Below are 10,696 nucleotides of genomic sequence, written 5' to 3'. Positions count from 1 at the left end.
GCCAAATGTTCTGACGACGGACAGTTCGTGAATAATCAGTCCAGCGCCCGATGGATGACGGCTACCTCGTGCCCACCGCGCCGAAAATGCGTTCAAGCTGGCCTGGTTCTGCTGCGAGATCGGCAAGCGAGTATCGATCCAGCACGGACAAGAAGGCGCACAGCGCTTCCTGTAGCACGCCGGTCAACCGGCATGCCGGCGCAACGACGCAACTTCCGCAATCCACCAGATCGAAGCCCCCTTCGGTGTGGCGTACGAGCTCGCCCAGATTGATGTCCGCCGGCTTTCTCCCGAGCCGGATCCCCCCTCCGCGCCCCCTGAGGCTCTCAATATATCCTGATCGGGCCAGGTCGTTCACCACCTTCATCAGATGGTTCTGCGAAATGCCATATGCCTGCGCGACCTCCGCGATCGACGACAGACGGTCCGGTCGCGCCGCGAGGTAGAGCAGCACGCGCATCGAGTAGTCCGTGAACAACGTCAGCTTCATGGCCGGTTTGATCGATCCTCAACCATGCTTCAATAACATGTATTATCATTGCATCTTTCGAGCGAATGTCATAGATGCATTTCCAATGCATGATTGGAGCTTGAGTCGTGGATGGCGCTGCACGGATCGACGAAGGGAGCCTCGCTCGCCTTGTGGACGCCTTCTATGCCCGTGTTCGGGCTGATCCCGAGCTTGGCCCGATCTTCCATGATGCGGTGCAGGATTGGCCGGAACATCTGGAAAAGCTGACCGCTTTTTGGTCGTCGGTGATGCTCGCGAGCGGCCGCTATAAGGGGAGGCCGGTGGCCGTGCATCAGAAGCACGAGCAGCGGATCGCGCCGCCATTGTTCGATCGCTGGTTGCGGCTCTGGAAGCAGACCACCGACGAACTGATGAACCCGTGCGCAGCAGTTGCCCTTCAAGCCAAGGCGGCGCAGATTGCCGAGAGTTTGCAACTCGCCATGTTTTTCCGCCTCGATCGTCAGCCGGAATCCAAGCCTGTGCAGGCGCAGGCTTGCGCTGAAGGGAGTAAGCGCCGTGGCTGATGTCCGGCCCTATCGGTCCACACCGATATTCGATCAGGACTCGCTTCCTGGGGCCTTGCGCACCCGTCATGACACAAAGGCCGGCGTCTGGGGGGTGATCCGTATCCTGGAAGGGCGCGTCCAACTCACCTGTCTCGATCCTCTATCAGAGGTGGTCCTCACCCCGGACAATCCTGGTGTCATTCTTCCCCAACAACCGCATTTCGTGACGCCGATCGGTGCCATGAAGATGCAGATCGACTTTTACGATCAGGCGCCCTTTTCCTGATCGGCCATCCCCGTAACGCCAACCGCAGCAAAGGAGATATCATGTCACAACCCCTCAGCGAGCAGACAATCGCCCTCGTCAAGGCTACGGTGCCGGCACTGGAAGCCCACGGTCTGGACATCGTCCGCGAAATGTATTCGCGGATGTTTCAGAACCCTGAGATACGTGACCTGTTCAACCAGTCGCACCATGGCGATGCCGGTTCGCAGCCCCGCGCGCTGACGGGCGCCATACTGGCCTATGCCAGCAACATCGACAATCTCGGAGCACTCGCCCCGGCCGTCGAACGTATCGCCCAGAAGCATGTCGGCTTGCAGATCCTGCCGGAACATTATCCCCATGTGGGCGAAGCGCTGCTGGGCGCGATCAAGGCGGTGCTCGGCGACGCGGCGACCGACGAAATCCTGGCTGCCTGGGGGGAGGCTTACTGGTTCCTCGCCAACATCCTGATCGCGCGCGAAGGCCGTATCTACACCGAGCAGAAGGACACGACCGGAGGCTGGAACGGCTGGCGCGATTTCCGTGTGGAAGAGGTTGTGCGCGAAAGCAGCGTGATCAACTCCTTCATCCTGCGTCCCGTCGATGGCGGCCCGGTCATGAAGTACAGGCCAGGACAATATCTCACCTTCTGGTTCGAGATTCCCGGCCATCCGCCGGTCAAGCGCAACTATTCGATTTCGGCCGCGCCCAACGGGCAGAGCTACCGGATTTCAGTCAAGCGTGAGCCGCAGGGGCTGGCCTCCGGGTGGCTCCATCAGGAAGCCAAGGCTGGAACCATTCTCAAGGTGGGCGCACCTGCCGGCGAATTCTTCCTGGCCGACCATGTCGAGCGGCCGGTGGTCCTGCTTTCCGGCGGCGTCGGCCTGACCCCGATGGTGGCGATGCTGGAGGCGCTGGTCGAAGGCGGTGCGCAGGTTCCCATCCAGTATATCCACGGGACGCATGACCGCGAGACGCACGCGATGCGGAACCATGTCCGGGCCGTCGCCGCCAGGGGCAAGGCGGTCAAGGTGACGGACTTCCATCAGACCCCGCTTGCTGATGAGGTCGAAGGCCGCGATTATGACGCAGCGGGGATCATCACCGACGAATGGCTGGTGGCCAACACTCCGGTCGCCGATGCTGATTATTATATTTGCGGGCCACGCCCATTTCTGCGTCACGCGGTTTCGACGCTGTCGCTGGCAGGCGTACCGTCGGCGCGCATCCATTACGAATTCTTCGGCCCGGCTGACGAACTGCTCGCGGCCTGAGCGAACGGACGATGGACGACATCACCATGGCACGGGCTATCCACGTTCTTGCGGTCCTGCTCTGGATCGGGGGCGTGGCGTTCGTCACGCTCGTGGTGATGCCGTCCATTCGTAATAGCAACCGACCGGAGGAACGGCTTCGCGCCTTCCACCGGCTGGAAGGGCGATTTGCCGTGCAGGCTCGCATCTGGGTGTTGCTCGCGGGAGGTAGCGGCTTCTGGATGATCTATCGGGCCCATATGTGGGAACGGTTCGCCGATCCGCATTTCTGGTGGATGCATGCCATGCTGGGCGTCTGGCTCATCTTTGCCGCGATGCTTTTTGTCATCGAGCCCCGGTTCCTGCATCGGCGCATGGAGCAGTCCGTGCGGCCCGCTGCCGATTTCCGGCGCATGGAATGGACGCACCGCCTGCTTCTGATCTTTGCCCTCGGCACGGTCGCTGGCGCGGTAGCGGGGAGCCACGGACTGATCTGACTTCTGTTCATAGCCGGTTTGCTGGGTGGGGCATGAGATGCCGTGCGACTTGCGTGCCAGGATTCTGATCAATCACAAGTTTTGAAGTCAGCCCGCAAAAACATTCATTTGCGCTCAGGTCGCCGGTTGCCCAACATCGCAACCTAGGCCGTCATGGTGAAGACCGCTTCGAAGGTTGCGCCTACAGGAGAGGATGCCCATGAAGGGGCAGCGATCGAAGTCGTCCGCGACGCACCCATGCCCCACCTGGCATCGTGTGATATGGACTTTCACCATGGCGGTCGCGACATACGGCATCTATCTGCTGCATCGGCATCGCATCATGACAGAAGAGCAGTTGATGCTCGCCATCTTCATCATCGTGCCAGTTTCTGCCTTCCTGCTTTCGGGGCAAGGACAAGATCGATCCGATGACTGGGATGCAGTACGGAAGGACAAGTCCGGAAACACATAATCTTTATTCGTGCTGAGTAGGACTTTGCAAGTCCCGCACATAAATCTCCGATTTCGGAGCAGTCGTTGCGATGTGCAAAATTCTTGCGGTCAGCCATCAATATTTTGATCTATGGACCGGAAACAAGCACCATTAGTCAGGCCCGCGAAGAAGGGGCCATAGGCACGATCACTCTCGATCGTGACAATGTCCATTGTGTCACGGTTGCAAGAGATGACGGTTACGCTCACCGGCGAAATTAAACGCCTGCAATTCCCCACGCTGCAGCTTGATCCGCAGAAGTTGCTCTTCTCGATGAGCAGCTTGCTCGCCGCGGCCATGACGCTTGCCATAGCCTTTTCGGCGAGTTTGCCCCGGCCCTGGTGGGCATTGCTGACCGTTTATGTGACGGCCCAGCCCATGGCAGGAGCCTTCCGTCCCAAAGTCTTCTATCGCCTGGCCGGGATCGCGACGGGGGCGGTGGTCACCATCCTGCTCGTGCCCAATTTGCAGAACTCTCCTGAATTGCTGGTCCTGTGTCTCGCCGCCTGGACGGGCTTTTGCATCTATCTTGCCGTTCTCGATCGAACGCCCCGCGCCTTTCTGTTTCAGATGGCCGCCTTCAGTTCGGCCGTCATCAGCTTTCCCTATCTGGACGATCCCGCCAATGTCTTCGAGACCACCATTGCGCGGGTGGAGGAGATGACGGTCGCGATCCTCTGCGTGACGACGGTCCATGCCCTGTTCCAGCCCTGGAGCGCCACCCCGGTCATTCGGGCGCGGGCGCAATCCTTTCTCGGTCATGCGCGCCGCTGGGCTGCGGAGGCGCTTTCCAGCCGTCATACAAGACTGGAATATGAGCACCGACGCATTCTCGCCGCTGACGTGACCGAGCTTGGCATGATCGCGATACATTTGCCGTTCGACCAGCGCTGGGCGCCGGCGACCAAGCGCCGTGTGACCGCCCTGCAGCAGCAATTGGCCAGCATCCTCCCGCTGGCGTCAGCCGCCGCAAACCGCCTTGATCTGATGCGCGCGGATGATGCGCTTTCGCCGGAACTGATAGAATTGCTGGACGGCATCTCCGCATGGCTGGTGCGCGAGGATAGTCGGCTTGGTCAGGCGGCGTCCCTGATCCGGCAATGCCAACGCATGGCTGCAAAAGCGGAAACCGAACGAAGTTGGACGGCCCTGCTGACTGCGAGCGCCTGTGCCCGCATGGCGGAGTTTCTTTCCGCGCTTGCCGCGAGCAGACGTCTTGCCGACAGGATCGGCAAACCCGGACGGCCCAGCAGCAATACCCTGCAGACCGCATCTTTCGCGCTTGCGAGGGACCATGGCGTGGCGGCGCTGGCGGGGTTCGCGACCGCCACGGCGATCATGATCTATTGCGCGGTCTGGATCTTGCTCGCCTGGCCCAACGGTTCGGCGACGGCGGCTTTCGCGGCGCTCATCACATGCTCCTTCGCCGCCCAGGATGATCCCGCGCCGGTGATCGGCCGCTATTTGCTGGCAACGCTCAAGACCTTTCCGCTGGCAGCCCTCTATCTCTTCGTCATCCTGCCCCGCGTCGACGGTTATGAAATGCTCATCATCACTCTGGCCCCAGCCTTGTTGTGGATGGGCTATATCCAGGCGGACCCGAAGCGCTCGCCCGAGGCCCTGCCGATGTTTTCCTGCTTCATCGTGGCTATGGGCTTCCTGGCCCGGTTCCAGGCCGATTTCGCCCTGTTCGTCAACACGGGCCTCGCGCAACTCGGCGGCATTGTGACGACGCTGGCCGTGACCAAGATGTTCCGCTCGGCCAATGTCCTGTGGACCGCGCGCCGGATCGTGCGGGCCAACTGGGCGGACATGGCGCAACTGGCCGACATCCGCCGGCCTTTCATGCCGCAGCGCTGGACCGCGACAGCCATCGATCGCCTGGGACAGGTCGCCGCGCGGATGGCGATCGTCGAACCGAGCGAGGATCTTCACGCTGCCGATGGCCTCGCCGACCTGCGCATCGGGCGCAACATCATTCCGCTTCGCAGGGCGCTTTCCCATGTACCGCACGATGTCCGTCACAGCCTTGGCGCCGTGCTCGCCGGCCTGACGCGCTTCTACACCGCCCGCTGGCGGCTTGGCCGGGCTGAGGCACCACCGCAGACGCTGCTCGCGACGATGGACCATGCGTTGCGAGCCCTCATCGATCTGCCGATGGATGAATATCGGCGTCCCGCGCTGCGCGCCCTGGTCGGCATGCGGTGCAATCTGTTTCCCGCCGCCAGCCCGCTCACCATGGAGGCGATGGCATGATCGAGGAGATTCATCTGCTCGGCGTGTACATTCCCGCGGCGTTGGCCTGGGCCGTGCTGGCGGTCATCCTCGTTTACCTGCTGCGCGCGCCGCTTCAGCGTCTTCCGGTTCACCGACTGCTCTGGCACCCGAGCCTGCTGGAACTCGCGCTCTTCATCCTGTTCTGGTGGGGGCTGAGCGCCCTTGCCGACGCCTTCCTCTATCGATGGTTCGCTTCCTGACATGTTGCATCGCCAAAATCTTCTGCGTTCGATCGCGACGCTGCTCGTCATCCTGGTCATTCTGGGGGGGATCTATGCGCTCTGGCTGCGTTATCAGGTCGAGCCCGTCACCCGCGACGGCAAGGTGCGCGCCGACATGGTGCCGGTCGCGGCCGATGTAAGCGGCCTTGTGACTGAGGTGCGCGTCAGCGACAACCAGCCGGTCAGGAAGGGCGACGTCCTCCTCGTCATCGACCGCCCGCGCTATCAATTGGCGCTGGAGCAAGCGGTGGCAAATGTCGCGAGCCAGCAGACGGCCCTGGCGCAGGCGATCCGTGAGGACAGGCGCAACCATGCCATGACCGAAGTGATCGCGGCAGAAGCCATCGAGCAGGGCCAGGCGCGGGTCGACCAGTTGCGCGCCGGCATCGGCCAGGCCATCGCTGCGCGCAATCTTGCTCGCTTCAATCTCGATCGCACCTTCGTCCGCGCGCCGGTCGACGGGACGGTCGCCAATATGTCGCTGCAACCGGGCGTCTATCTGACGGCGGGCAAGCCGGCTCTGGCTCTGGTCTATGGCAGGTCCATGCGGGTGGAGGGGTATTTCGAGGAAACCAAGCTGCCCGCTATCCGGGTTGGCGATCCGGCGAGCATCTATCTGATGGGCGTCGCGGACGAGATCGAAGGCCATGTGCAGAGCATTGCGGGCGGCGTCGAGGATCGCGAGCGTGCGGGGGCGGACGGCCAACTCGCCAATGTGAATCCCTCCTTCACGTGGGTCCGCCTGGCACAACGCATTCCGGTGCGGGTGACGATCGACAGGATTCCCCCCCAGGTGCGGATGATCCCCGGCCAGACGGCGACCGTCATCGTCCATCCCCGCAATGACGGCCGCAGCGTGCACCGGAGCTTGCCATGGTGAGGTGGGCCTGTTTTCTCATTCTCGCAGCGATGCTGGGAGGCTGCACGACCGTTGGCCCTGACTATCATCTGCCGGCAGCCGCCACGATCAATGCGCCCGGTGCACAGGGGGATTTTCTCTCCGCCGTCGCGGTCACGAAGGCCGAGCCATTGCCCGATCATTGGTGGAAACTCTATAACGACCCGGTCCTTGACGGTCTGATCGCAAAGGCGCTGGAGGCGAACACCGATCTCCGCGTGGCTGAGGCCAATCTCCAGCACAGTCTTGCCTTGCTGGACGCCCGTGGGGCGAGCCGGGAAATCCAGGGCAGCCTGAACGCGGAAACCAGCTACGCGCAAAGATCCGCGGAGGCGGAGTTGCAGCATGTCCAGCCGCCGACCCGGCAAATCTACAATGCCGGCGTCGCCGTCAGCTATGATCTCGACCTTTTTGGCGGACTTAGGCGAGGGATAGAAGCGGCCAGCGCCGACACGGAAGCTGCCGTCGCCGCGCGTGATCTGGTCCGCGTCAATGTCGCGGCGGAGACGGCGCGGGCCTATGCTGATGCCTGCAACAGCGGGTTCCAGATCGATGTGCTGGGCCGGTCGATCGCGCTCCAGAAAAAGGGGCTGCACCTGACCGGGGTGTTGATCCGCTTTGGCCGCGCCGCGCCCTATGAGCTGGATCATCGCCAGGCCGCGCTGGAAAGCAGCCAGGCGCGCCTGCCCCGCCTCGCTGCCCGTCAGCGCAATGCGCTTTTCCGCATCGCGGCGTTGCAGGGCGGAACCCCGGATCAGGCGGATATGGGTCTGCTTGGTTGCCGCCATCCGCTGGAACTGGCGCAGGTCCTGCCGGTCGGCGATGGCCAGGCCCTGCTCAGGCGCAGGCCGGACATCCGCATGGCGGAGCGCCGTCTGGCGGCTTCGATCGCGCGCATCGGGGTCGAGACAGCGGCGCTCTATCCCGATATCCGGCTGGGTGCCTCGGCCGGATCGACTGGGGCTGCGGCCGATTTTCTCTCACCGCTCACCAACCGCTTCGGCTTCGGCCCTTTGATCAGCTGGACGCTCAACCGCCATGCGGCGCGGGCCCGGATCGCCGCTGCGCAGGCCCAGAGCAGCGCCGATCTCGCGACGTTCGATGGTGTGGTCGTCAAGGCGCTGCGCGAGGTGGAAACGGCGCTCAACAGCTATGCGGCTGGGATCGACCAGCAGCAGGGCCTTGAACGAGCGCGGGCTGAAGCTGAACGGGTCGCCCAGCGCACTATGCAGCTCCGGCGCGGCGGCAAGATCGCCGAACTTCCCGCGCTGGAGGCTGAGCGCGACCTCGTGACGGCAGAGCAGGCGGTGGCCGAAAGCCGGGCGGCGATGAATGAAGATCAGATTGCATTATTCCTTGCCCTGGGCGGCGGCTGGGCAAGCACATCCGGGGAAAAATGAGCTTTACGCGACGGGCCCAGGCGAGCACATTGCGGCCGTCATGGTGGTTATCAGCGTTCGTCGATATCGCGGCTCAATGTGAGGCCGCCAGCCTTCCCATCTTCCTGGCTCAGCACCACTGTCCAGATTGCGTCCGCCGGATAATAGTCGTTGATGGTGATGCGCGCGGAATATGTGCATCTGGCCAGCCGAGGATCGCGCATATCGCCAGTGCATCGCGCGCCAGCGGCCTCGAGCGTGTCGAGGGCATCCCAGAAGGGGATCCCGAACGGCACGGCACGCACAAGCGCAGCATTTGCACTGCCAAGATGGCCGTCCCATTGATAGCCACCCTCCAACGCCTCGAACGTGAACGGACGGACGGGCGAGGGCGCGGCATGGAGCGTAGATGGCTGTGTTGCAAGCAGCAGCGCTGGTATGAATATTCCAGATTTCATCGTTGTTGAGCTTGTCATGGGAATTTTTCGGTCATCTTATCGATGTCCGGACGTCCTGCGACGAGAATGATTTGCGGTAACGGCTCAATAATTCTGCTCGACATAGTTGGCCAGTCGGGCGCTCAGCGCTGCGATGCAGAGTGCAATGGCTTCGATCCGATGTGTTCCTGTCCACTCACCGTCTTCGCCACAGACATGGACCTCTCTCCCGTGCTTCTCGATCCAGCCACCTGCGGGAACAAGCGTCGCGGCTGCGGTGCGCGACGCTGAGTAGCGCAGCGCACGCGCATGTGTTCCGTCATCCTGACGCCAGACGCCTTCCGCTATCATCGGGAGTTCTGCCAAGGCCGGGAATATTGCGAGCGCGATCTTGCCATCGAGATGGCGATCCGGAGCGTTTGCCTGCATGCAGGCGATGATGGCGGTCTTCATTCCATGCTGCCGACGATGATCTCGATCCGCGGTGGTTAAAACGCGACCGCCGGTCATTGTCCGTTCCCCGGGGCAAGGGGACTATCCACGGGTTTGCAGACCGTTTTCAAACGACCATCGCCGATTGAGTACACCCATCCATGGAGGGTGAGCCTTTTTGAGCGCTCCCAGGCCTGGCACACGATCGGATTGGCCGTCAGGGCATCGACCTGCGCTCGGACATTGCGATCGCAAAGGTCGTTTGGGTCGGTCGCACCGGGTTCGTTGTCCTGACACGGACGGCTCTGATAAATCTCCCGGATCGGCGCCAGCCAGTGACCGATTGCGCCATCGGTTTCCGCTGTCATGGCCGCATGAATGCCGCCGCAACCATAGTGGCCGACGACCATGATGTGCTCGACTTCGAGTATCTCGACCGCAAATTGCAGCGCAGCGGCGAAATTTGGATCGTCCGCAATGGCGAGGTTGGCAACGTTGCGATGCACGAACATCTCGCCTGGATCGAGATCGACAATCTCTGTCGCGGGCACGCGGCTATCCGAGCAGCCGATCCAGAAATAACGCGGACGTTGTTGCCCCACAAGACGACTGAAAAATGTTGGGTCGCTATGGGTCTTGGCATCGGCCCATGCGCGATTCCGTTCGAATAGTGACGGGAGGTCGGCAATATTCCATTCCGTCGCTACGACCCCGTCCTTGTCGCGTTCCCGCATTTCGTCTTTCCTATTGTTGAAGATCGACAATCCGGAGATAGGGCTTGAGCGTCATGTAACCCTGAGGGAACTGACGAGCGGCTTCTTCCTCAGACAGTTTGGGGGAAATCACGACGGGGTCTCCTGGTGACCAGTTTACGGGAGTCGCGATGCTGCGCATATCCGTAAGCTGGAGACTGTCGATCACCCGTAATATTTCCGGGAAGTTGCGACCCGTACTGGGAGGATAGGTGAGGATCAGGCGGACCTTCCTGGACGGATCGATCACGAACACCGATCGAACCGTTACTGTGGGATCGTTCTCAGGATGAATCATGTCATAGAGCTTTGAGACCCGCGCGTCGGGATCGGCGATCATGGGGAAGTCCAGCGCGGTGCCCTGCGTTTCGCGAATGTCCTCTTCCCATTTGCGATGGGCTTCGACCGGATCGACGGAGAGACCGATGGGCTTGACGCCACGTTTGTCCCATTCGGGACGAAGTTTGGCGACTTCGCCAAGTTCGGTGGTGCAGACCGGTGTGAAATTCTTTGGATGACTGAACAGCACGCCCCAATGCGAGCCAAGCCAGTCGTGGAAGCGGATCCGGCCGTGCGTGCTTTCCTGTTCGAAATCAGGAGCGATCTGCCCGAGTTGAATCGTCATGGAACCTCCTTCTTTCACCGCCTGTTGTGCGGCACAGGGTTAATTCAAACAAACGAATGTTATTTATGCTTAACAGCAATATTGCGACGTTCATTTGGCATCGTTTTTTGGAGCTGGGCAGCCTTGTCATCAGATCCACAGGCATCCCGAAATATTTCTCGCGGAAGC

General features: G+C 61.6%; 14 protein-coding genes. 9 read left to right on the top strand and 5 right to left on the bottom strand.

Annotated elements, in window-relative coordinates:
• Nucleotides 1-61: 61 nt before the first annotated feature.
• On the bottom strand, nucleotides 62-490 hold the full coding sequence (locus F7P65_RS21330; protein ID WP_150295515.1) for an Rrf2 family transcriptional regulator: 429 nt from the start codon (nucleotides 488-490) through the stop codon (nucleotides 62-64).
• A gap of 107 nt (nucleotides 491-597) precedes the next feature.
• On the opposite strand from F7P65_RS21330, the gene F7P65_RS21325 reads away from it, so the two are divergent.
• The 9 genes from F7P65_RS21325 (at nucleotide 598) to F7P65_RS21285 (ending at nucleotide 8,303) form a co-directional block, all read left to right on the top strand.
• A complete protein-coding gene (locus tag F7P65_RS21325; RefSeq protein WP_150295513.1) occupies nucleotides 598-1,035 on the top strand; it encodes a group III truncated hemoglobin in 438 nt (145 codons plus the stop codon).
• Nucleotides 1,028-1,303, top strand: coding sequence for a TehB family protein (locus F7P65_RS21320; RefSeq protein ID WP_150295510.1), 276 nt, complete (start codon nucleotides 1,028-1,030; stop codon nucleotides 1,301-1,303). The genes F7P65_RS21325 and F7P65_RS21320 overlap by 8 nt, the downstream gene beginning before the upstream one ends.
• A gap of 41 nt (nucleotides 1,304-1,344) precedes the next feature.
• On the top strand, nucleotides 1,345-2,556 hold the full coding sequence (hmpA, locus tag F7P65_RS21315; RefSeq protein WP_150295508.1) for an NO-inducible flavohemoprotein: 1,212 nt from the start codon (nucleotides 1,345-1,347) through the stop codon (nucleotides 2,554-2,556).
• Nucleotides 2,557-2,567: 11 nt separating this feature from the next.
• Entirely contained in the window at nucleotides 2,568-3,032 is a 465-nt protein-coding gene (locus tag F7P65_RS21310; protein WP_150295506.1) for a hypothetical protein, read from the top strand.
• A 199-nt stretch (nucleotides 3,033-3,231) separates the two neighbouring features.
• A complete protein-coding gene (locus F7P65_RS21305; protein ID WP_240334431.1) occupies nucleotides 3,232-3,486 on the top strand; it encodes a hypothetical protein in 255 nt (84 codons plus the stop codon).
• A 213-nt stretch (nucleotides 3,487-3,699) separates the two neighbouring features.
• The gene (locus F7P65_RS21300) at nucleotides 3,700-5,763 is read left to right on the top strand and encodes an FUSC family protein (protein ID WP_150295502.1); all 2,064 of its coding nucleotides are present in this window, start codon (nucleotides 3,700-3,702) and stop codon (nucleotides 5,761-5,763) included.
• Nucleotides 5,760-5,984, top strand: a complete 225-nt coding sequence (locus tag F7P65_RS21295) for a DUF1656 domain-containing protein (protein WP_150295500.1) — start codon at nucleotides 5,760-5,762, stop codon at nucleotides 5,982-5,984. Before F7P65_RS21300 ends, F7P65_RS21295 begins: the two co-directional genes overlap by 4 nt.
• Nucleotide 5,985: 1 nt before the next feature.
• The gene (locus tag F7P65_RS21290; RefSeq protein ID WP_150295498.1) at nucleotides 5,986-6,885 is read left to right on the top strand and encodes an efflux RND transporter periplasmic adaptor subunit; all 900 of its coding nucleotides are present in this window, start codon (nucleotides 5,986-5,988) and stop codon (nucleotides 6,883-6,885) included.
• Nucleotides 6,879-8,303 (top strand): efflux transporter outer membrane subunit, encoded by a 1,425-nt coding sequence (locus tag F7P65_RS21285; protein ID WP_150295496.1) that lies wholly within the window; start codon nucleotides 6,879-6,881, stop codon nucleotides 8,301-8,303. The genes F7P65_RS21290 and F7P65_RS21285 overlap by 7 nt, the downstream gene beginning before the upstream one ends.
• A 50-nt stretch (nucleotides 8,304-8,353) precedes the next feature.
• Here the strand turns inward: F7P65_RS21285 and F7P65_RS21280 are convergent, their stop codons facing one another.
• The 4 genes from F7P65_RS21280 to F7P65_RS21265 form a co-directional block, all read right to left on the bottom strand.
• The gene (locus tag F7P65_RS21280; protein ID WP_150295494.1) at nucleotides 8,354-8,740 is read right to left on the bottom strand and encodes a hypothetical protein; all 387 of its coding nucleotides are present in this window, start codon (nucleotides 8,738-8,740) and stop codon (nucleotides 8,354-8,356) included.
• An 84-nt stretch (nucleotides 8,741-8,824) separates the two neighbouring features.
• Nucleotides 8,825-9,172, bottom strand: a complete 348-nt coding sequence (locus F7P65_RS21275) for a hypothetical protein (protein ID WP_150295517.1) — start codon at nucleotides 9,170-9,172, stop codon at nucleotides 8,825-8,827.
• A 53-nt stretch (nucleotides 9,173-9,225) separates the two neighbouring features.
• Complete coding sequence (locus F7P65_RS21270) at nucleotides 9,226-9,885, bottom strand: carbonic anhydrase (protein WP_150295492.1); 660 nt, start codon at nucleotides 9,883-9,885, stop codon at nucleotides 9,226-9,228.
• Between the two features lie 10 nt (nucleotides 9,886-9,895).
• The gene (locus tag F7P65_RS21265) at nucleotides 9,896-10,528 is read right to left on the bottom strand and encodes a peroxiredoxin (protein ID WP_150295490.1); all 633 of its coding nucleotides are present in this window, start codon (nucleotides 10,526-10,528) and stop codon (nucleotides 9,896-9,898) included.
• Between the last annotated feature and the right edge of the window lie 168 nt (nucleotides 10,529-10,696).

Source organism: Sphingobium estronivorans (genome assembly GCF_008692605.1).
Classification (GTDB): domain Bacteria; phylum Pseudomonadota; class Alphaproteobacteria; order Sphingomonadales; family Sphingomonadaceae; genus Sphingobium; species Sphingobium estronivorans.
The sequence above is the reverse complement of the archived record's forward strand: the minus strand, read 5'-3'. Positions and strand labels throughout refer to the sequence as shown.

Coding starts and splice junctions, on each gene's coding strand:
- F7P65_RS21270 (WP_150295492.1), bottom strand. CDS start 9,885: ATGCGGGAACGCGACAAGGACGGGGTCGTAGCGACGGAATGGAATATT.
- hmpA (WP_150295508.1), top strand. CDS start 1,345: ATGTCACAACCCCTCAGCGAGCAGACAATCGCCCTCGTCAAGGCTACG.
- F7P65_RS21295 (WP_150295500.1), top strand. CDS start 5,760: ATGATCGAGGAGATTCATCTGCTCGGCGTGTACATTCCCGCGGCGTTG.
- F7P65_RS21310 (WP_150295506.1), top strand. CDS start 2,568: ATGGACGACATCACCATGGCACGGGCTATCCACGTTCTTGCGGTCCTG.
- F7P65_RS21275 (WP_150295517.1), bottom strand. CDS start 9,172: ATGAAGACCGCCATCATCGCCTGCATGCAGGCAAACGCTCCGGATCGC.
- F7P65_RS21280 (WP_150295494.1), bottom strand. CDS start 8,740: ATGAAATCTGGAATATTCATACCAGCGCTGCTGCTTGCAACACAGCCA.
- F7P65_RS21330 (WP_150295515.1), bottom strand. CDS start 490: ATGAAGCTGACGTTGTTCACGGACTACTCGATGCGCGTGCTGCTCTAC.
- F7P65_RS21300 (WP_150295502.1), top strand. CDS start 3,700: ATGACGGTTACGCTCACCGGCGAAATTAAACGCCTGCAATTCCCCACG.
- F7P65_RS21285 (WP_150295496.1), top strand. CDS start 6,879: ATGGTGAGGTGGGCCTGTTTTCTCATTCTCGCAGCGATGCTGGGAGGC.
- F7P65_RS21290 (WP_150295498.1), top strand. CDS start 5,986: ATGTTGCATCGCCAAAATCTTCTGCGTTCGATCGCGACGCTGCTCGTC.
- F7P65_RS21265 (WP_150295490.1), bottom strand. CDS start 10,528: ATGACGATTCAACTCGGGCAGATCGCTCCTGATTTCGAACAGGAAAGC.
- F7P65_RS21305 (WP_240334431.1), top strand. CDS start 3,232: ATGAAGGGGCAGCGATCGAAGTCGTCCGCGACGCACCCATGCCCCACC.